This window comes from Pseudomonas sp. GW821-FHT09A09, from assembly GCF_059418405.1.
Genome location: NZ_JBWKPU010000041.1, coordinates 32,239 through 53,375, shown reverse-complemented (window position 1 = coordinate 53,375; position 21,137 = coordinate 32,239). Strand labels below are relative to the sequence as shown.

Below are 21,137 nucleotides of genomic sequence, written 5' to 3'. Positions count from 1 at the left end.
CCCCCCCCCCCCCCCCCCCCCCCCCCCCCCCCCCCCCCCCCCCCCCCCCCCCCCCCCCCCCCCCCCCCCCCCCCAGGCCTGCTGCAAAATTGGGCAGCGTGCCCACCGGCTGGTTGAATTCATACGGAATCGATACCAGCCCCGCCTCCGTGGCACGCTGCACCACAAAATGCAGGTGCGGCCCGCTGCTGTTGCCGGTATTGCCCGACAGTGCCAGCGGGCTGCCCACGCTCACACGCTGCCCTGTCCTGACACTGACCGAGCCTTGCTTGAGGTGCAGGTACACCGCCTCACTGCCATCGTCATGGCGCACCCGCACAAAATTCCCCGACGCATCATTGCCACGCCCGACTTGCTCGTTCTCGGTTTTCACCACCATGCCACTGCGCGCCGCAATGATCGGCGTGCCTTCGGGCATGGCGATGTCCATGGCGTAGCGGCTTTTGGCGTCGGTATGGCTGAAGTTGCCGTTGGGGCCTTGGGTGAGGCGAAACGGTCCACCACGCCAGGGCAGCGGGTAGCGGTAGGCTTGTTGCGGATAAGTCGGCTTAGGCCTTTCGAGCAACACACGCGCAGGCTTGCGCTCCTGAATCACGAACGCCTGGGCACCGGGGCTTTGCCGGTCGCTGTAGACCACGTTGCCCTGGGCATCGATGGATTTGTAGACGGTCATGGCCAGGGCCGAAGGAACGACCGTGGCCAGCCCGCAGCACAGCAATACGCGCATGAGCATGGCGTGTCCCTGCCAGAATGAATGAACGGCAGGCTAGCAAGCGAACATGACGATTGTAGTGAGCGGGCTTGCCCCGCGCTGGGTGGCGAAGCCGCCCAACACCTGGCAGCGCGGTTTGACTGAAGGGCTGCAGTGCCTGAATGGGGGCGGCTGCGCGGTCCGATGCGGGGCTCGGCGTGGGGCCCGGCGTGGGGCCCGGCGCGGGGCCCGGCGTGGGGCCCGGCGCGGGGCCCGGCGCGGGGCCCGGCGCGGGGCAAGCCCGCTCACTACAGAAGCCCTGCAATCGGGCGATAGGTTTTTATCAGGCGCCTGGCACGAAGTGCTTTTGCGCCGTGCCGCGTGCGATCAGGCGGGAGATGTAGTCGAGCTTCTGCGCGTCCTGGTCGATGAAGCGGAAGGTCAGTTGCAGCCAGTCGCTGTCAGGCTTGGGCTCGTAGGCGACGATGGCGTGCAGGTAGCCGTTGAGGCGCGCCACTTCGGCGTTTTCACCTTGCTCAAGGTCGAGCACCGCGCTTTCCAGTACCTGAGGCAGGACTTCACCACGGCGTACCACCAGCAGCGCTTCCTTGATGCTCAGCGCCTTGATCACGCATTGCTGGTTGCCGCTGGACAAGCGCAGTTGGCCTTGGCCACGACCGCCCGCCGGCGCGGCAGCAGGTGCCTGGACCGGTGGGCTGTTGAGCAGGCCTTTGCTCGGTGCGGGTGCCGCTGCGGCCACCGGTGCCGGGCGTACTGCTTCGGGCTTACCGCCGGTCAGGGCGCTCAAGGAGTCGTTACCGAAAGCCGAGCTCATCTTGGTCGGGGCACTGGCGATCAGGGCGTCGAGGCGGCCGATCTTGTGCAGGGCCTGCTTGACCTTGTTCAGCAACTGCTCGTTGGTGAACGGCTTGCTGACGTAACCGGAGACGCCGGCCTGGATCGCCTGGACCACGTTTTCCTTGTCGCCACGGCTGGTCACCATCACGAAAGGCATGGCCTTCAGATGGGCTTGCTCACGGCACCAGGTCAGCAGCTCCAGGCCCGACATTTCCGGCATTTCCCAGTCGCACAGCACCAGGTCGAAGGTCTCGCGCATCAGGATGGCCTGGGCCTTTTTGCCGTTTACCGCATCTTCAATCTTGATCCCGGGGAAGTAGTTGCGCAGGCACTTCTTCACCAGGTCGCGGATAAACGAGGCGTCATCCACCACCAATACACTGACTTTACTCATCGACCCTTCACCCTATAAACGGCACGCAAGACGCCTGACTGATGGCATTTTGCCAAAACTCGGTAGTCACAGTCGGACTTTATTGCCCCGGCTGCGCAAAAAAATTCATGTGCCACAAACAAAAACGCCCGGCCTGAGGCCGGGCGTTAATTTCTCGGGCAACCTTACTTATCGTCAGGTTCGCCCGGAACATTAGGGATTTGGTCGGCTGTGCCTTCAACTTCGGCTTTCATGCGTTTGAGGCCCATGTGCCGCACGTCGGTGCCGCGCACCAGGTAGATCACCAGCTCAGAGATGTTGCGCGCGTGGTCGCCGATACGCTCCAGGGAACGCAGCACCCAGATAATGTTCAAGACCCGCGAGATAGAGCGTGGGTCTTCCATCATGTAGGTGGCCAGCTCACGCAACGCCGTCTTGTATTCGCGGTCAATGATCTTGTCGTACTGCGCCACCGACAACGCCAGTTCGGCGTCGAAGCGGGCAAACGCGTCCAGAGCATCGCGCACCATGTTGCGCACCTGGTCGCCGATATGGCGCACTTCCACATAACCGCGCGGGGCTTCGCCTTCTTCGCACAGCTGGATGGCACGGCGGGCGATCTTGGTGGCTTCGTCGCCGATGCGCTCCAGGTCGATCACCGACTTGGAGATGCTGATGATCAAACGCAGGTCGGAGGCCGCTGGCTGGCGACGGGCCAGAATGCGCAGGCATTCTTCGTCGATGTTGCGCTCCATCTGGTTGATCTGGTCATCGATCTCGCGCACTTGCTGGGCCAGGCCCGAGTCGGCCTCGATCAGCGCGGTGACGGCGTCGTTGACTTGCTTCTCCACCAGCCCGCCCATCGCCAGGAGGTGGCTGCGCACTTCCTCAAGCTCGGCGTTGAACTGCGCGGAGATGTGATGGGTAAGGCCTTCTTTGCTAATCATGTGGGTGTCCTTGGAGCGTCCGGTAAGGTGCGGAGAACCGCAGCATTCAGTGCAATCAGAACCAGCGTGCTCTAGCCGTAGCGACCGGTGATGTAGTCTTCGGTCTGCTTCTTGGCCGGGTTGGTGAACAGGGTATCGGTGTCGCCGAATTCCACCAGCTTGCCCATGTACATGAACGCGGTGTAGTCGGAAACCCGTGCCGCCTGTTGCATGTTGTGGGTCACGATCACGATGGTGAACTTGGACTTGAGCTCGTAGATCAGTTCTTCGACTTTCAGCGTAGAGATCGGGTCGAGTGCCGAGCACGGTTCGTCGAGCAGCAATACTTCCGGCTCCACGGCGATGGTACGGGCGATCACCAGACGTTGCTGCTGACCACCGGACAGACCGAGTGCCGAGTCGTGCAGACGGTCCTTGACCTCGTCCCACAGCGCCGCACCTTTCAACGCCCACTCAACGGCTTCGTCGAGGATGCGTTTCTTGTTGATGCCCTGGATGCGCAGGCCGTAGACCACGTTTTCGTAGATGGTCTTGGGGAACGGGTTTGGCTTCTGGAACACCATGCCCACGCGGCGACGCAGCTCGGCCACGTCTTCGCCCTTACGGTAGATGTTGCTGCCGTAGAGGTTGATGGCGCCTTCCACACGGCAACCGTCCACCAAGTCGTTCATGCGGTTGAAGGTACGCAGCAGCGTGGACTTGCCGCAGCCCGACGGGCCGATGAAGGCGGTCACGCGCTGCTTGGGGATGTTCATGCTGACGTCGAACAGCGCCTGCTTTTCACCGTAGAACAGGCTCAGGCCCGGGACTTCGATGGCCACGGTTTCCTGGGCCAGGCTCAGGCTCTGCTTGTCGCGACCCAGGGCAGACATGTTGATGCCGTGGGTAGGGGTTTCGTGTTGCATGGGATGCTCCCTGTGCTGTTGTGTGGGAGGGGGCTTGCCCCCGATGGCAGTGTGTCAGTCAGCACATCTGTTTCTGATCCGCCGCTATCGGGGGCAAGCCCCCTCCCACATTTATTCTGCGTTGACTTATAAATCAGCTATCCAGCGCTTTGTATTTCTCGCGCAGGTGGTTACGAATCCACACTGCCGACAGGTTTAGCGTGGCGATCACCAACACCAGCAGCAAGGCGGTGGCGTACACCAGTGGCCGTGCGGCTTCGACGTTCGGGCTCTGGAAGCCGACGTCATAAATATGGAAGCCCAAGTGCATGATCTTCTGGTCCAGGTGCAGGTACGGGTAGTTGCCATCCAGCGGCAGCGACGGCGCCAGCTTCACCACACCGACCAGCATCAGCGGCGCCACTTCACCGGCGGCGCGGGCCACGGCGAGGATCATGCCGGTCATCATTGCCGGGCTGGCCATCGGCAGCACGATTTTCCACAGCGTTTCCGCCTTGGTCGCGCCCAGTGCCAGGGAGCCTTCACGCACAGTGCGAGGAATTCGCGCCAGGCCTTCTTCAGTGGCCACGATCACCACCGGCACCGCCAGCAGCGCCAGGGTCAGCGAAGCCCACAACAGGCCCGGGGTACCGAAGGTCGGTGCCGGCAAGGCTTCGGCGAAGAACAGGCGGTCAACCGAACCACCCAGTACATACACGAAGAAGCCCAGGCCGAACACGCCGTAGACGATGGCCGGTACGCCCGCCAGGTTGTTCACCGCAATGCGGATAACCCGCGTCAGGGTGTTCTGCTTGGCGTATTCACGCAGGTACACCGCCGCCAGTACGCCGAACGGGGTCACGATCATCGCCATGATCAGGGTCATCATCACGGTGCCGAAGATGGCCGGGAAGATCCCGCCTTCGGTGTTGGCTTCCCGCGGGTCGTCGCTGAGGAACTCCCAGACCTTGCTGAAGTAGAAGCCGATCTTGGTCATGGTGCCCATGGCGTTCGGCTGGTAAGCGTGCACCACTTTGCCGATGCCGATTTCCACTTCCTTGCCGTTGCCATCGCGGGCCGTCAGCGAGTCGCGGTTGAACTGGGTGTGCAGGTCAGCCAGGCGCGCTTCGATCTCTTTATAGCGGTTGTTCAGCTCGGCACGGCCCGTGTCCATGTCGGCCTGGGCGGTGGCGTCGAGCTTGCCTTCCAGCTCCAGTTTGCGACCGTGCAGGCGGATGCGCTCCAGCCCGGCGTTGATCGCGCCGATATCGGTTTTTTCCAGACTTTTGAGCTGGGCCGCCAGCTTGTTCACACGGTCGACACGCGCCTGCAGCTCAGGCCATGCGGCCTCGCCTTCAGCAATGACCTTGCCGTCCTGCTTGACGTTGACCAGGGTGCCGTAGAAGTTGCCCCACTCGCGACGCTCGATGGCCATCAACTCGACCGGCTTGGTCTGGTCCTTCAACCATTCGCCGACGATCCAGGTGAAATCGTTGCCGTTCAGGTCCCGGTTACCGACCTTGATCAGCTCGCGGGTCATGAATTCCGGGCCTTGCTCCGGCACAGGCAGGCCAGCGCTTTTCAGGCGCTCGCGCGGCACTTCTTCCTTCTGCACCACTTCGCCGATGACGATATGGTTTTCCAGACCCGGCACGCTGTAGTTGGCCTGGATCAGGTCGGCCGGCCAGAAGTGGCCGAGGCCACGCACGGCAATCACCGCCAGCAAACCAATGGTCATGATGACCGCGATGGACACCGCGCCACCGCTGATCCAGACGCCGGGGGCGCCGCTCTTGAACCATCCATTCAGGGAGTTCTGTTTCACAGACTTCTACCTTTCTTAAAGCGACGAGTATTTCTTGCGCAGACGCTGACGGATCAGCTCGGCGAGGGTGTTCATGATGAAGGTGAACAGCAGCAGTACCAGTGCCGAGAGGAACAGCACACGGTAGTGACTACCGCCCACTTCCGATTCCGGCATCTCGACCGCCACGTTGGCCGCCAGGGTGCGCAGGCCTTCGAACAGGTTCATCTCCATCACCGGGGTGTTACCGGTGGCCATCAGCACGATCATGGTTTCGCCGACCGCACGGCCCATGCCGATCATCAGCGCCGAGAAGATACCCGGGCTGGCGGTCAGGATGACCACGCGGGTCATGGTCTGCCATGGCGTGGCGCCGAGGGCCAGGGAGCCCAGGGTCAGGCCGCGTGGCACGCTGAACACGGCGTCTTCGGCGATGGAGTAGATGTTCGGGATTACCGCAAAACCCATGGCCAGGCCGACCACCAGTGCGTTGCGCTGGTCGTAGGTGATGCCCAGGTCGTGGGAGATCCACATGCGCATGTCGCCGCCGAAGAACCAGGTTTCCAGGTACGGGCTCATGTACAGCGAGAGCCAGCCCACGAACAGGATCACCGGGATCAGGATCGCGCTTTCCCAGCCATCAGGAACGCGCAGGCGCAACGACTCGGGCAAACGGCTGAAGATGAAACCAGCCACCAGGATGCCAATCGGCAACAGCATCAGCAGGCTGAAGATGCCCGGCAGGTGCCCCTCTACATAAGGCGCCAGGAACAGGCCGGCGAAGAAGCCGAGGATCACCGTCGGCATCGCTTCCATCAACTCGATCACCGGCTTGACCTTGCGGCGCAGGCTCGGGGCCATGAAGTAAGCGGTGTAGATCGCAGCGGCAACGGCCAGCGGTGCAGCCAGCAGCATGGCGTAGAACGCAGCTTTCAACGTACCGAACGTCAGCGGAGCCAGGCTCATCTTCGGTTCGAAGTCGGTGTTGGCGGCGGTCGATTGCCAGACGTATTTAGGCTCGTCGTAGTTTTCGTACCAGACCTTGCTCCACAGCGCGCTCCAGGACACTTCCGGGTGCGGGTTGTCCAGCACCAGCGGTTGCAGCTTCCCGCCGGCTTCCACGATCACGCGGTTGGCGCGCGGCGACAGGCCGAACAGGCCTTGGCCATCAACCACCGGATCGACCAGCAGAGTGCGGTGGGCGGTGCTGTGGAACACGCCGAACTTGCCGGACGCATCCAGGGCGGTGAAGCCTTTGCGACGTTCTTCAGCGGTGATTTCCACGATCGGCGCAGTGCCCATCTGGAAGGTGCGGATCTGTTTCAGGCGTTGCTCGCCATCCGGGTCGCGGGCCATGAACCACTGGGCCAGGCCACCCTTGGAGTTACCGACGATCAGCGAGATACCGCCCACCAGTTGAGTGCTGGCAGTGATGTCGGCAGCGCCGTCTTCGAGCAGTTTGTAGCGGCCGTTGAGGCTCTTGTCACGCAGGCTGAACACATCGGCCAGGGCGCGACCGTTGATCACGTACAGCCACTGCTGGCGTGGGTCGATGAAGATCGCCTTCACCGGCTCGGTCATTTGCGGCAGCTCGATACGCTTCTGCTCGCTGGTGACTTCACCGGTCATCATGTTTTCTTCGCGGCTCAGCGACAGCACGTTCAAGTGCGAGCCCGACGAACCGGCGACCACCAGGGAGGAGTCAGTGGCGTTCAGTGCAACGTGTTCCAGCGGGCGACCGCCATCGTCCAGCACGATTGGCGTTTCACCGTAAGGGTATTCGACTGCTGGGTTGATGGTTTTCTTGCCGTCCGGGTACGACACCTTATAGGTGTGGCGGAACACCAGGGATTGGCCATTGGACAAACCGAGGATCACCAACGGGCTGCCCGGCTGATCTTTACCAATGGACACCACTTGGCTGCCAGCCGGCAACGGCAAGTCGACGCGCTTGATCTCAGCGCCGCTGTCCACATCAAAGAACAGCGCCTGGCCCTTGTCGGAAACCCGCATGGCAACCTGGTTCTGCTCTTCCAGAGAGATCATCAGCGGCTTGCCGGCGTCCTGGATCCACGCAGGCGTGAGGGCGTCTTCCTTGGTCAACGAGGCACCCTGGAACAACGGCGCGACGACATAGGCGAGGAAGAAGAAGATCAGGGTGATGGCGCCGAGGACGGCGAGGCCGCCGATCAAGACGTACCAACGGGTCAGGCGATCTTTGAGCGCGCGAATGCGGCGCTTGCGTTGCAGCTCAGGCGTATTGAAATCAATGCGCTTGGGGGGAGAAGTCGTCGTCATGGTGGAATTGGCCAGATCATTCATGCGCACACCCTAGCGATCCTGTATGACAGAAAGATGACAATGCAGTGACGCAAGAAATCCGCCGCGGAGCAGGGCTGGCAGCGGACTAAAAAATAGTGGTGTAGGTAGGCTTGTGTGGGAGCGGGCTTGCCCGCGATGGCATCAACACGATTTCAATCTTGAACCGCGTCGCCAGCATCGCGGGCAAGCCCGCTCCCACAGAAAAGCCTGCCCCTACACAGGGTATTGCAGGCTTAGTTGCCTTCTTTCAGACCCAGGTCAGCCAGGGCCTTGGCGGCGACTTTGGCTGGCAGTGGGATGTAGCCGTCTTTCACTACAACTTCCTGGCCCTGTTTGGACAGAACCAGCTTCACGAACTCAGCTTCCAGCGGGGCCAGAGGCTTGTTCGGGGCTTTGTTGACGTACACGTACAGGAAGCGGGACAGCGGGTATTTGCCGTTCAGGGCGTTTTCTTCGCTGTCTTCGATGAAGTCAGTGCTGCCTTTCTTGGCCAGAGCAACGGTCTTCACGCTTGCAGTCTTGTAGCCGATGCCCGAGTAACCGATGCCGTTCAGCGAGGAGCTGATCGACTGCACGACCGAAGCCGAGCCTGGTTGTTCGTTGACGTTTGGCTTGTAGTCGCCTTTGCACAGGGCTTCTTCTTTGAAGTAGCCGTAGGTGCCGGATACCGAGTTACGACCGAACAGTTGCACTGGCTTGTTGGCCAAGTCGCCGGTCACGCCCAGGTCACCCCAGGTTTTCACGTCGGCTTTGGCGCCGCACAGACGAGTCGAGGAGAAGATCGCGTCGACTTGTTCCATGGTCAGGTGCTGGATCGGGTTGTCCTTGTGCACAAACACAGCCAGGGCGTCTACGGCAACCGGGATAGCGGTTGGCTTGTAGCCGTACTTCTGCTCGAAGGCAGCCAGTTCGGTGTCCTTCATCTTGCGGCTCATCGGGCCCAGGTTGGAGGTGCCTTCAGTCAGCGCAGGTGGTGCAGTGGCAGAGCCGGCAGCCTGAATCTGGATGTTGACGTTCGGGTATTCCTTTTTGTAGGACTCAGCCCACAGGGTCATCAGGTTAGCCAGGGTGTCGGAACCAACGCTGGACAGGTTGCCCGATACACCGGTGGTCTTGGCGTAAGCCGGAATTGCCGGGTCAACACCAGCGGCCACCGCGTGGGCGGTCGCAACGCCAGCAGCGACAAAAGTCATTGCCGCCATCAAACGCTTCAGTTTCATGCCTTGCTCCTAGCAGATAGGGATAGTTGGATCGGGGCCAAGTATCGGTAGGCCGTGTGAACACTCTATGTCTGGAATATGACAATTAGATGAAAGGCCAGCATTTGTGAAAATCCTGACAGGAAGGGCAAAGATCAATAAAACCGGGGCTTGCGGGGGAAAAGCGGGGATTTAGGCGATGTTTCAGAAACACTCTGCAAACGTTGGCATAAACGAAACGTGTAGCGAGGCAGCTTGCGCCCTCGCTACACGGTTATCAGCGAGTCAGCGCCCGCGCTTCCACAGGTAGCCACCCACCAGCGTCCCCATCACACACAGCACGGCGACATAGTAGGCAGGGCCCATCGGGCTTTCCTTCATCAGCAGCGACACCGCCAGCGGCGTCAGGCCGCCGAACACGGCGTAGGCAACGTTGTACGAGAACGACAACCCGCTGAAACGCACCACAGGCGGGAAGGCTTTCACCATCACGTAGGGCACCACACCAATCACGCCCACAAACAGGCCGGTCAGGGTGTACAGCGGGAAGAGCCAGTTCGGGTGCTCGATGAGGCTGTGATACAGCGTCCACGAGGTCGCCAGCAGCAGCAGGCAACCGATCACCAGCACACGGCCTGCGCCAAAGCGGTCGGCCAGGGCACCGGAGGCAATACAACCCAGGCTGAGGGTGACGATGGCCAGGCTGTTGGCTTGCAACGAAACCGTCGGGCTGAAGTGGTAGACAGTCTGCAACACGGTCGGGGTCATCAGGATGACCACCACCACACCGGCTGACAGCAGCCAGGTCAGCAGCATCGACAGCACGATGGCGCCACGGTGGTCACGCAACACCGCACGCAACGGCAGCTCGGCCGCCAGGGCTTTGCGTTGCTGCATTTCGGCGAAGATCGGTGTTTCATGCAGCCAGCGGCGCAGGTACACCGAGAGCAAACCGAACACGCCGCCGAGCAGGAACGGGATACGCCATGCGTAGTCCGAAACCTGTTCCGGGCTATAGACGGTATTGATGCCAGTGGCCACCAGCGAGCCCAGCAGGATGCCCGCAGTCAGGCCGCTGGTCAGGGTGCCGCAGGCGTAGCCGATGTGACGGGGTGGCACGTGTTCGGACACGAACACCCAGGCGCCCGGCACTTCGCCGCCGATCGCCGCGCCCTGGATGACGCGCATCAGCAGCAACAGCAGCGGCGCCCACAAACCGATCTGCGCGTAGGTGGGCAACAGGCCCATGATCAGGGTTGGCACGGCCATCATGAAGATGCTCAAGGTGAACATCTTCTTGCGGCCCAGCAGGTCACCGAAGTGCGCCATGATAATGCCGCCCAGGGGGCGAGCCAGGTAGCCCGCGGCGAAGATGCCGAAAGTCTGCATCATGCGCAGCCACTCGGGCATATCGACGGGGAAGAACAGTTTTCCGACCACAGTGGCGAAAAACACGAAAATGATGAAATCGTAGAATTCCAGCGCCCCGCCCAAGGCAGACAGCGACAGGGTTTTGTAGTCGTTGCGGGTCAGCGGGCGCGAAGGTTGCGCACTGCTTGCGGGCACGGAGGACATGGCAAGGCTTCTCTTATTGTCAGGACGGCGAACGCGAGACCCCGGCAAGCGCCGGGGTCGGTTCGGCACGATAACAAATCGCCCGCAAAAGCACAGCGTTGCTTAACGCCCGCGCTTGCAGAGGTATCCACCCACCAACATGCCCATGACGCACACCAGCGCCACATAGTAGGCCGGGCCCATCGGGCTCTCCTTGAGCAGCAGCGACACGAATACCGGGCTCAGCCCGCCAAGCACGGCATAGGCCAGGTTGTAGGAAAACGACAGGCCACTGAAACGCACGGCCGCCGGGAAACCCTCGACCATGACGAAAGGGGCTGCGGTCACGGTGCCGACAAACAGCCCGGTCAACATGTACAACGGGAATAGCCATTCCGGATGGCCAGCCAGGCTGGCGTACAGCGCCCAGCACGTCACCATCAAGCCGAAACAGCCAAACACCAACACGCGGCCAGCCCCCAGGCGGTCGCACAACTTGCCGGCAATCACCAAGCCCAGCGCCATGCTGATGATCGCCAGGCTATTGGCCTGCAACGCCACTTTAGGGGCGACATGGTAGACACCTTGCAGCAGGGCGGGCGTCATCAGGATCACCACCACCACACCGGCCGACAAGAACCAGGTCATCAACATCGACAACACAATCGATTCACGACTCTCGCGCAGTACCGTGCGCAGCGGCACTTCCCGGGACAACGCCTTGCGCTGCTGCAACTCGGCGAACACCGGCGTTTCATGCAGCCAACGGCGCAGGTACACCGACATCAAGCCGAATACCCCGCCCAGCAGAAACGGAATGCGCCACGCATAATCGGCCACCTGCTCGGGGCTGTACGCACCATTGATACCCGTGGCGACCAGCGAGCCGAGCAGAATCCCCAGGTTCAGGCCCACCGACAACACACCGACGGCATAGCCAATTCGCTTGGCCGGCACGTGTTCGGCCACAAAAATCCACGCGCCCGGTACCTCACCGCCAATCGCCGCGCCCTGGATGATGCGCATCAACAGCAACAGCACCGGCGCCAGCAGGCCGACCTGTGCATACGTCGGCAGCAAGCCGATGGCCAGGGTCGGCAACGCCATCAGGAAGATACTGAGGGTGAACATCTTCTTGCGCCCCAGCAGGTCACCGAAGTGCGCCATGACGATGCCGCCCAAGGGCCGGATCAGGTAGCCGGCCGCAAAAATGCCGAAGGTCTGCACCAGGCGCATCCATTCGGGCATGTCCGGCGGGAAAAACAGCTTGCCCACCACGGCCGCGAAAAACACAAAGATGATGAAGTCATAGAACTCCAGCGCACTGCCCAGGGCGGAAAGCGACAGGGTTTTGTAGTCGCTGCGGGTCAGCGAGCGCGCAAGGGGCGCAGCAGTCGGCATGGCAAGGCTTCTCTATAAAGACGGGTACTTGCCGGAACAACACTCCACGCCCGGTAAATATTCCGTGCAACGAGCACAGTTTCCGGAAAAAGCCCCATTACAGCTGGGATTTGGCGACCAAATGAACGCTGGGAGGTCGTCGCGACGCCAGCGTCTCGATATACTCGGCCCTTGCAAGCGCCAAACCCGCTGTCTTGAGGGGCTGCTGTGCCAAAACGTCGTTGGGTGCCATCCAGCCGATTTGGCAGAGTTTCCCTTTAGTACGCCTTACGAGAAACGCATCACGCGGTGTATGTTGGTGCTGAAACGTTTTTTTCGAAGACGGCTATCCACTTGAAATACCCATGAAGCGTTACGGGTCAGAGGCACCCTTGGCATGATCGAACTCGAACAAGAAGATCCTATCCCGCAAGGCGATCTCGCCCTGCAAATCACCGCGCTCCCGCGTGAAACCAATGGTTTTGGCGATATCTTCGGCGGCTGGCTGGTCGCGCAGATGGACCTGGCCGGCACCGCCATGGCCAGCAAGGTCGCAGGCGGCCGCGTGGCCACCGTGGCCATCGATCGCATGGCGTTCCTGGTACCGGTCGCTGTGGGCGCGCAGTTGTCCTTCTATACCCAGGCCCTGGAAATCGGCCGCAGCTCGATCCAGATGATGGTCGAAGTGTGGAGCGATGACCCGCTGTCCAGCGAATGGCGCAAGGTCACCGAGGCCGTGTTCGTGTTCGTCGCCATCGATGGCAGCGGTCGCACGCGCTCGGTTCCGTCGCGCGCACGTTAAACCTCATCGGGTTTTGACGGTCAATTGCCCCATTGCCTGCCATAAAGAGTGCTTTGTATGCCTGTGCCCCACGTTGAAACCGTGAAAATCGACGAGCTGGACTGCTGGCGCATTCGCCACAACGGCGCTGAATTGATGATCGCCCAACAAGGCGCGCATATCTTCAGTTACGGCCGCGAGGGCGAACAGCCGCTGATCTGGCCCAACCCTGAGGCAGTGTTCAAGCAGGGCAAAGGCATCCGTACTGGCGTACCGGTGTGCTGGCCGTGGTTCGGCGTGTTCGACCGCAACCCGCCCAGCGTGAAGGCCATGCGCCAAAGCGAACAGCCTGCCGGTGCCCACGGTTTTGTGCGCACGGCGCTCTGGGAATTGGCCGGAACCACACTCGAAGGCGAAGCACTGCGCGTGGACCTGGTGCTTCCAGTACCTGCAGGCGGCTTCCCGGGCTGGCCCCACAAGGTCGACCTGAACCTGAGCCTGCTGCTGGACGACCAACTGCACATCCGCCTGACCAGCCATAACCGTGGCACCGACACCGTGACCCTCAGCCAGGCACTGCACACCTACTTCGCCGTGAGCGACGTGCGCAATGTGCACGTCGAGGGGTTGGACGGTGGAACCTACATCGACACCGCCGACGGCTGGACCACCAAGCAACAGGCTGGGCCCCTGCACTTCACCGCCGAGACTGATCGCATCTACCTCGACACCCCGGCGCAACTGAACATCGTCGACAAAGACTGGCAGCGCCGCATCCAGCTCACTGCCGAGGGGTCGACGTCCACCGTAATCTGGAACCCATGGACCGAGCGCGCCAAGGCGTTCGACGACATGGCCGATGATGGCTGGACGGGCATGCTGTGTATCGAGACGGCGAATGTGCTGGATGATGTGGTGACCTTGGCACCAGGCCAACACCACACCTTGGGCTTGAGCATCACCAGTATCGCGCTGTAAACCCGATCCAAATGTGGGAGCTGGCTTGCCTGCGATAGCATCGCCTCGGCGACACTGATACACCGAGGTGCCTGCATCGCAGGCAAGCCAGCTCCCACATTGATAGGTGTTGGGTTTTAGAGATCCGACTCCTTCACCACCCTCACCTTCCCCGCATCCAGCGCATACGCCGCGTCCGCCAGGTCGTTATTGACCTTCTCCACCTTCAGTGTGCCCGTGACCCACAAAGGCGTGTAGATATCATCCAGCCTCAACCCTTTGGGGTAGCGCACCAGCACCAGCTGATTAGGCGGCGGTGGCGGCACATGGATGCAGGCGCCTGGGTACGGCACAAGGAAGAACAAAGTGCTGCGGCCCTTGGCGTCGGTTTCCAACGGCACCGGGTAACCGCCGATGCGGATGTTCTTGCCGTTCATGGCAGCCACGGTCTTGGTGGAGTACATCACCGCCGGCAAGCCTTTGCTTTGCTTCAAGCCACCCTTGTCGGTGAACGTGCCTTGGGCTTCAGGGGAGTTGTGGTCGATCTCGGGCATGGCCTCGAGGGCTTTCTGATCCGACAGTGGCATCAGGTCGAGCCAGTCGGTTTCCGGCAGTTCGCCGGCGTGCGCCAGGCCAGAGCCCAGCAGGAGGAGAGTCAACAGAAGACGGCGCATGGAGAGGCTCGACAAATACAGGTGGCGAGCATTCTAGCCCTCTGCGCCTGCGCAGCGCAGAGGGCTTTGTCGCTTAGATCATTTCTTTTTGATCAGGCCGTAGATCACCAGCAGCACGATGGCGCCGATCAGTGCGCCGATGAAGCCTGCACCCTGGCCCGCCTGGTAGATACCCAACGCCTGGCCACCGTAGGTGGCGACCAGGGAACCGGCGATACCCAGCAGGATGGTCATGATCCAGCCCATGCTGTCGTCGCCTGGCTTGAGGAAACGCGCCAGCAGGCCGACGATCAGGCCGATAAAGATGGTTCCGATGATACCCATGGCATTTCCCTCTGAATGAAGTGAGCTACACGAAAGCCTAGTCAGACTTTGGCGTCCTGCAATCAGAGAGACGACGGTCACCAATGGTTCCCGTCGGACTTGGCTTATTGCTCGGCGATCAGCGCTTCAACCTTGAGGATCTGCGCCTGCAACGTCGCACGGTCCTTGCAACGCAGGTTGGCGTGACCCACCTTGCGCCCGGCCTTGAAGGCCTTGCCGTAGTGATGCAGGTGGCAGTCGTCGATGGCGATGACTTTTTCCACCGCAGGCACGGTACCGATGAAGTTGAGCATGGCGCTTTCACCGACCTTGGCCGTGGAACCCAGTGGCAAGCCCGCTACCGCCCGCAGGTGGTTTTCGAACTGGCTGCACTCGGCGCCTTCGGTGGTCCAGTGCCCGGAGTTGTGCACACGCGGGGCGATTTCGTTGGCCTTGAGGCCACCGTCGACTTCAAAGAACTCGAACGCCATCACACCGACATAATCCAGCTGCTTGAGCACACGGCTGGAGTAGTCTTCGGCCAGGGCCTGCAGCGGGTGGTCGGTGCTGGCCACGGACAGCTTGAGGATGCCGCTGTCGTGGGTGTTGTGCACCAACGGGTAGAAGCGGGTTTCGCCATCCCGGGCACGCACGGCGATCAGCGAGACTTCACCGGTGAACGGCACGAAGCCTTCCAGCAGGCAGGCAACGCTGCCCAACTCGGCGAAGGTACCGACCACATCAGCCGCGGTGCGCAGGACTTTCTGGCCCTTGCCGTCGTAACCCAGGGTGCGGGTTTTCAGCACGGCCGGCAGGCCGATACTGGCAACGGCCGCGTCCAGGTCTGCCTGGGACTGGATATCGGCGAAGGCCGGGGTCGGAATGCCCAGGTCCTTGAACATGCTTTTCTCGAACCAGCGGTCGCGGGCAATGCGCAAGGCTTCGGCGCTCGGGTACACCGGCACGAACTGCGACAGGAAGGCTACGGTTTCAGCCGGGACGCTTTCGAACTCAAAGGTCACCAGGTCGACTTCGTCGGCCAGCTGGCGCAGGTGGTCCGGGTCGCTGTAGTCAGCCCGCAGGTGTTCACCCAATGCCGCCGCGCACGCGTCCGGCGCCGGGTCCAGGAAAGCGAAGTTCATCCCCAGCGGGGTTCCCGCCAGGGCCAGCATACGACCCAGTTGGCCGCCACCGATTACACCGATTTTCATCGTCAACAACCTCAGGCGATGCGTGGGTCTGGATTGTCCAGCACGCTGTCTGTCTGCTCAGCACGGAATTTTTTCAGCACCGCGTGGAACTGCGGGTGCTTGGCGCCCAGGATGCTGGCGGACAACAACGCGGCATTGATCGCGCCCGCTTTGCCGATTGCCAGGGTGGCCACCGGGATACCGGCCGGCATCTGCACGATGGACAACAGCGAGTCCACGCCCGAGAGCATTGCCGACTGCACCGGCACGCCGAGTACCGGCAGATGGGTCTTGGCCGCACACATGCCCGGCAGGTGCGCCGCACCGCCGGCACCGGCGATGATCACCTCGATGCCACGGGATTCTGCTTCATCGGCATACTGGAACAGCAGATCCGGGGTGCGGTGGGCAGAGACCACTTTCACTTCATACGGAATGCCGAGTTTTTCCAGCATATCGGCGGTGTGGCTAAGGGTGGACCAATCGGACTTGGAGCCCATGATCACGCCAACCAATGCACTCATCGTCGTGCCTCTTCTCTCTGGGCGCCCGCAGGCGCGTCAAAAAACAACAAGCCACGCGGGAAATCCGGCGTGGCTTGTTGTACGAAATTTGGCCGGTTGGACCGGCCGAAGGCCGCGCAGTATACCGTAATAATCAAGATAAACAGCCCCTGGCATGACCATCTGTCTAGCGGGGCAAAGTGGCGGTTTTATTGACTCAAGAGTCAGTCAAAACACCCTAAAACCTGTAGGAGCCGGCTTGCCGGCGATAGCGGTGGATCAGTGACACAAATGCTGCCGGACAAACCGCGATCGCCGGCAAGCCAGCTCCTACAGTTAACTGCGTTCGGCGGCCGCCCCACCTTCCAACTTGCGCCACAACAACCGCACATTCGCCTTGCGCACCAGCGCACAGCGATACAGGCGAATCTCCAGCGGCACGTGCCATTGCGGGCCGCCGCACACCACCAATTCACCACGCGCCAATTCAGCCCGCACACTCAACTGCGGCACCCAGGCGATGCCCAGGCCTTCCAGCGCCATGCTCTTGAGGCTGTCGGCCATGGCGGTTTCGTACACGGTGGTGAAGCGCAGGGCGCGCTGGCGCAGCAGCAAGTGCACCGAACGGCCAAGGAACGCGCCTGCGCTGTACGCCAGCAACGGCACGCTGCCTTCGCCTTCCAGATCGAACAACGGCTTGCCCTCGGCATCGGCGGCACACACCGGAAGCATTTCAGTATTGCCCAAGTGCAGCGAAGGGAAAATCTCGGCATCCATCTGCATGGCTGCATCAGGGTCGTAGAACGCCAGCATCAGGTCGCAACCGCCTTCACGCAGGGCGTGTACCGCGTCGCCCACGTTAGTCGCCACCAGCCGTGTGGCGATGTTCAAGCCTTCGTTGCGCAGTTGTGCAATCCAGCGCGGGAAGAAGCCCAACGCAAGGGAGTGAGCAGCAGCCACTTGCATGACCTCGCCCTGCCCGCCTTCCAGATGGTGCAAATGGCGCAGCACTTCACCCAGCTGTTCGACCACGGTACGCGCTGTCACCAGGAACAATTGCCCCGCCGCCGTCAGCTCGACCGGTGTGCGCGAGCGGTTGACCAGCGTCAGGCCCAACGCCGCCTCCAGGCTACGGATACGGCGACTGAACGCCGGCTGAGTTACAAAACGCCGTTCCGCCGCCTGGGAAAAACTGCGCGTCGCCGCCAAGGCGCTGAAGTCTTCCAGCCATTTGCTCTCAAGGTTCATCACTTCCTCCCGCAGGTACGCACCATTTTGGCACACACGCCCGCCATGATAACCGGGTCACACGCACATTATGCCGTTTGTGCATAGGTTAGTGCTTAACAGCATTGGCCCAAAAACTTCTACAAGCCTAGCATTCGCAGCGTTCCGGCCAGTTCCGGGTCCATATCGAGATGATTTCCGTCATGTCCTCCGCTGCATCTTTCCGCACAGAAAAAGACCTGCTTGGCGTACTCGAAGTACCGGCTCAAGCGTATTACGGCATCCAGACCCTGCGAGCGGTGAACAACTTCCGCCTCTCGGGCGTTCCGATTTCGCATTACCCGAAATTGGTGGTCGGCCTGGCAATGGTCAAGCAAGCGGCGGCTGACGCCAACCGCGAGCTGGGTCAGCTCAGCGAGGCCAAGCACGCTGCCATCAGCGAAGCCTGTGCCCGTCTGATCCGCGGCGATTTCCACGAAGAGTTCGTGGTGGACATGATTCAAGGCGGCGCTGGCACTTCAACCAACATGAATGCCAACGAAGTCATCGCCAACATCGCGTTGGAGGCCATGGGCCACAACAAGGGCGAATACCAGTACCTGCACCCCAACAACGACGTGAACATGGCGCAGTCGACCAACGACGCCTACCCGACCGCGATCCGCCTGGGTCTGCTGCTGGGCCATGACGCGCTGCTGGCCAGCCTCGACAGCCTGATCCAGGCATTCGCCGCCAAAGGTGTCGAATTCAGCCACGTGCTGAAAATGGGCCGCACCCAATTGCAAGACGCCGTGCCGATGACCCTCGGCCAGGAATTCCGTGCCTTCGCCACCACCTTGGGTGAAGACCTGGCCCGCCTGAAAACCCTGGCGCCAGAGCTGCTGACCGAAGTGAACCTGGGCGGCACCGCCATCGGCACCGGCATCAACGCCGACCCGCGCTACCAGGCCCTGGCCGTACAACGCCTGGCCGTCATCAGCGGCCAGCCGGTTGTTCCAGCCGCCGACCTGATCGAAGCCACCTCCGACATGGGCGCCTTCGTGCTGTTCTCCGGCATGCTCAAGCGTACTGCGGTGAAGCTGTCGAAGATCTGCAACGACCTGCGCCTGCTGTCCAGCGGCCCACGTACTGGCATCAACGAGATCAACCTGCCGGCACGTCAGCCAGGCAGCTCGATCATGCCCGGCAAGGTCAACCCGGTGATCCCGGAAGCCGTAAACCAAGTGGCATTCCAAGTGATCGGCAACGACCTGGCCCTGACCATGGCAGCCGAAGGCGGCCAACTGCAACTGAACGTGATGGAACCGCTGATCGCCTTCAAGATCTTCGACTCGATCCGCCTGCTGCAACGTGCCATGGACATGCTGCGCGAACATTGCATCACTGGCATCACCGCCAACGAAGCCCGCTGCCGCGAGCTGGTGGAGCACTCCATCGGTCTGGTCACCGCGCTGAACCCGTACATCGGCTATGAAAACGCCACCCGCATCGCCCGTATCGCCCTTGAAAGCGGCCGCGGCGTGCTGGAACTGGTGCGCGAAGAAGGCTTGCTCGACGACGCCATGCTCGACGACATCCTGCGCCCCGAAAACATGATTGCCCCACGCTTGGTTCCACTGAAGGCCTAAGCGTTTGTTGCACCGCTCACCAGGTTGAGGGACTAGACACCTCTCACCTTTTGAGGGCCTGAAGGCTCGTTCTTCAGGCCCTTTTTTTTGCCTCAAGGTTGTGAAATGACGCTTATAAAAAATCCAATATCGCCCTGCAAACCCACTCCCCCCGCCACAGCTCGGCTGAAACCTTTAATCGCCCCGTGCAGACGGATCACGCTCGCCTAGGTATAGTGCCGCCCCTCTTCGCGCCTGCGGCCGTCGGTAACGAGGCCCGGACACAACGCGAAAGCGCATGAATAACAACACCCGCAAAAGGATTGGGGTCCAAGCGTCGTGCACTGCCTGGTGCTGAGCGATGCGTCGGACCGTCCTGCGTTTGCCATTAGAAAAATCAGCGAGGAACACTCCATGCTCGAAGTCATCAACGACTTCCTCTCAGGGAAAGTACTGATCGTGCTCATTGTCGGGCTCGGCGGTTATTTCACGATTCGCTCGCGTTTCGTACAGCTGCGTCACTTTTTCCACATGTTCTCGGTGTTTCGCGACAGCCTGAAGAACAGCTCCGACCAACTCAGCTCGTTCCAGGCGCTGATGCTCAGCCTGGCTGGCCGTGTAGGTGCGGGTAACATCGCCGGTGTCGGCATTGCCGTGACCCTGGGTGGCCCGGGTGCCGTGTTCTGGATGTGGGTCACCGCGTTGGTGGGCATGTCGTCGAGCTTTATCGAGTGCTCCCTCGGCCAGCTGTACAAGCGCACCGATGCCGAAGGCACCTTCCGTGGCGGCCCGGCGTATTACATCCAGCACGGCCTGCAAAAACGCTGGTTGGGTATGGTCGTCGCGTTCTTGTTGCTGGTGACCTTCGGTTTCGCCTTCAACGGCCTGCAAGCCCACGCCGTGACCCACTCCCTGAACAGCGCCTTTGGCCTGGACACCACCTACACCGGCCTGGCCCTGGCCGTGTTGCTGGGCATGGTATTCATCGGCGGGATCAAGCGTATCGCCTCGATCGCCGACCTGCTGGTGCCGGTCAAGACCCTGATCTACATCGCGGTGACCCTGTACGTGATCGTGCTGCAGTTCGACCACGTGCCGGCCATGCTCGCGACCATCGTCAAGAGCGCCTTCGGCCTCGACCAGGCCTTCGGTGGCCTGGTCGGCAGCGCGATCATCATGGGTGTGAAGCGCGGCGTGTTCGCCAACGAAGCCGGCCTGGGCAGTGCGCCTAACGTGGCCGCAGTCGCTTCCGTAGAACACCCGATCGCCCAAGGCGTGGTCCAGGCGTTCAGCGTGTTCCTCGACACCTTCGTGATCTGCACCTGCACCGCGCTGCTGATCCTGCTCTCCGGTTTCTACACCCCAGGCTTCGAAGGCGACGGCATTGCCCTGACCCAGAACTCCCTGGCCGCTGTAGTCGGTGACTGGGGCCGCATGTTCATCTCCGTGGCCCTGGCGTTGTTCGTGTTCACCTCGATCATGTACAACTACTACCTGGGCGAGAGCAACCTGCGTTTCCTGGTTGGCAACAACCGCAAGATGCTGATGGCCTACCGTGCAGTGGTGCTGGCGCTGATTTTCTGGGGCTCGATCGAGAACCTGAGCACCGTGTTCGCGTTCGCCGACATCACTATGACGATGCTCGCATTCGTCAACCTGTTCGCCCTGGCGTTCCTGTTCAAGATTGCCATGCGTATCCTGAACGACTACGACAACCAGCGTGCAGCGGGTATCAAGACCCCGGTGTTCGACTCCAGCCAGTTCTCTGACCTGGATCTGGACCTGAAGGCCTGGCCGGCCAACCCGGTGAAACCGCAAGCGGCCCCCTCGGCTGAACTGAACGCTCAAGCGCAACGCTAAGCGTAGATAGATGACACGCCGCC

17 protein-coding genes and 1 pseudogene are annotated in these 21,137 nt (G+C 61.4%); 4 read left to right on the top strand and 14 right to left on the bottom strand.

The features are described 5' to 3' along the window. Positions 1 to 76: 76 nt before the first annotated feature. From AC07OV_RS26595 to AC07OV_RS26555, 9 genes and pseudogenes are all read right to left on the bottom strand, one after another. A pseudogene (locus AC07OV_RS26595) lies at positions 77 to 733 on the bottom strand (M23 family metallopeptidase); the annotation flags it as partial. Between the two features lie 301 nt (positions 734 to 1,034). After that, positions 1,035 to 1,943, bottom strand: coding sequence for a response regulator (locus AC07OV_RS26590; RefSeq protein ID WP_494997508.1), 909 nt, complete (start codon positions 1,941 to 1,943; stop codon positions 1,035 to 1,037). 164 nt (positions 1,944 to 2,107) lie between these two features. After that, positions 2,108 to 2,869 carry a phosphate signaling complex protein PhoU gene (gene phoU, locus AC07OV_RS26585; RefSeq protein ID WP_176994499.1) on the bottom strand — a complete coding sequence of 254 codons (762 nt, stop codon included), beginning with the start codon at positions 2,867 to 2,869 and terminating at the stop codon, positions 2,108 to 2,110. A 71-nt stretch (positions 2,870 to 2,940) separates the two neighbouring features. Further along, positions 2,941 to 3,774: a phosphate ABC transporter ATP-binding protein PstB gene (gene pstB, locus AC07OV_RS26580; protein WP_176994500.1), complete on the bottom strand. Its 834-nt coding sequence runs from the start codon at positions 3,772 to 3,774 to the stop codon at positions 2,941 to 2,943. Between the two features lie 133 nt (positions 3,775 to 3,907). Continuing rightward, positions 3,908 to 5,578 (bottom strand): phosphate ABC transporter permease PstA, encoded by a 1,671-nt coding sequence (gene pstA / locus AC07OV_RS26575; RefSeq protein ID WP_176994501.1) that lies wholly within the window; start codon positions 5,576 to 5,578, stop codon positions 3,908 to 3,910. Positions 5,579 to 5,593: 15 nt separating this feature from the next. Next, on the bottom strand, positions 5,594 to 7,627 hold the full coding sequence (locus tag AC07OV_RS26570; protein ID WP_176994671.1) for an ABC transporter permease subunit: 2,034 nt from the start codon (positions 7,625 to 7,627) through the stop codon (positions 5,594 to 5,596). A gap of 485 nt (positions 7,628 to 8,112) precedes the next feature. Beyond that, positions 8,113 to 9,099 carry a phosphate ABC transporter substrate-binding protein PstS gene (locus AC07OV_RS26565; RefSeq protein WP_053258707.1) on the bottom strand — a complete coding sequence of 329 codons (987 nt, stop codon included), beginning with the start codon at positions 9,097 to 9,099 and terminating at the stop codon, positions 8,113 to 8,115. A 264-nt stretch (positions 9,100 to 9,363) separates the two neighbouring features. Then, on the bottom strand, positions 9,364 to 10,653 hold the full coding sequence (locus AC07OV_RS26560; RefSeq protein ID WP_176994502.1) for an MFS transporter: 1,290 nt from the start codon (positions 10,651 to 10,653) through the stop codon (positions 9,364 to 9,366). 102 nt (positions 10,654 to 10,755) lie between these two features. Beyond that, positions 10,756 to 12,033, bottom strand: coding sequence for an MFS transporter (locus AC07OV_RS26555; RefSeq protein WP_495093287.1), 1,278 nt, complete (start codon positions 12,031 to 12,033; stop codon positions 10,756 to 10,758). Between the two features lie 376 nt (positions 12,034 to 12,409). On the opposite strand from AC07OV_RS26555, the gene AC07OV_RS26550 reads away from it, so the two are divergent. Then, the gene (locus AC07OV_RS26550) at positions 12,410 to 12,814 is read left to right on the top strand and encodes an acyl-CoA thioesterase (RefSeq protein ID WP_003176975.1); all 405 of its coding nucleotides are present in this window, start codon (positions 12,410 to 12,412) and stop codon (positions 12,812 to 12,814) included. Positions 12,815 to 12,871: 57 nt separating this feature from the next. Then, on the top strand, positions 12,872 to 13,771 hold the full coding sequence (locus AC07OV_RS26545; RefSeq protein WP_495093286.1) for a D-hexose-6-phosphate mutarotase: 900 nt from the start codon (positions 12,872 to 12,874) through the stop codon (positions 13,769 to 13,771). Between the two features lie 116 nt (positions 13,772 to 13,887). On the opposite strand, the gene AC07OV_RS26540 is transcribed toward AC07OV_RS26545, so the two are convergent. From AC07OV_RS26540 to AC07OV_RS26520, 5 genes are all read right to left on the bottom strand, one after another. Further along, a complete protein-coding gene (locus AC07OV_RS26540) occupies positions 13,888 to 14,424 on the bottom strand; it encodes a DUF3299 domain-containing protein (protein WP_494997504.1) in 537 nt (178 codons plus the stop codon). Between the two features lie 78 nt (positions 14,425 to 14,502). Further along, positions 14,503 to 14,748, bottom strand: a complete 246-nt coding sequence (locus tag AC07OV_RS26535) for a GlsB/YeaQ/YmgE family stress response membrane protein (RefSeq protein WP_017253508.1) — start codon at positions 14,746 to 14,748, stop codon at positions 14,503 to 14,505. A 104-nt stretch (positions 14,749 to 14,852) separates the two neighbouring features. Beyond that, positions 14,853 to 15,938, bottom strand: coding sequence for a 5-(carboxyamino)imidazole ribonucleotide synthase (locus AC07OV_RS26530; RefSeq protein WP_176994505.1), 1,086 nt, complete (start codon positions 15,936 to 15,938; stop codon positions 14,853 to 14,855). An 11-nt stretch (positions 15,939 to 15,949) separates the two neighbouring features. Further along, positions 15,950 to 16,441, bottom strand: coding sequence for a 5-(carboxyamino)imidazole ribonucleotide mutase (purE, locus tag AC07OV_RS26525; RefSeq protein ID WP_003176980.1), 492 nt, complete (start codon positions 16,439 to 16,441; stop codon positions 15,950 to 15,952). Positions 16,442 to 16,756: 315 nt separating this feature from the next. Continuing rightward, positions 16,757 to 17,668, bottom strand: coding sequence for a LysR substrate-binding domain-containing protein (locus AC07OV_RS26520; protein ID WP_176994506.1), 912 nt, complete (start codon positions 17,666 to 17,668; stop codon positions 16,757 to 16,759). A 182-nt stretch (positions 17,669 to 17,850) separates the two neighbouring features. Here AC07OV_RS26520 and aspA point away from each other — a divergent pair, with 182 nt between their 5' ends. Together aspA and AC07OV_RS26510 are read left to right on the top strand one after the other, a co-directional pair. After that, positions 17,851 to 19,275: an aspartate ammonia-lyase gene (aspA, locus tag AC07OV_RS26515; protein WP_123716599.1), complete on the top strand. Its 1,425-nt coding sequence runs from the start codon at positions 17,851 to 17,853 to the stop codon at positions 19,273 to 19,275. A 393-nt stretch (positions 19,276 to 19,668) separates the two neighbouring features. Further along, positions 19,669 to 21,114: an alanine/glycine:cation symporter family protein gene (locus tag AC07OV_RS26510; RefSeq protein ID WP_495093285.1), complete on the top strand. Its 1,446-nt coding sequence runs from the start codon at positions 19,669 to 19,671 to the stop codon at positions 21,112 to 21,114. The last annotated feature ends 23 nt before the right edge of the window (positions 21,115 to 21,137 follow it).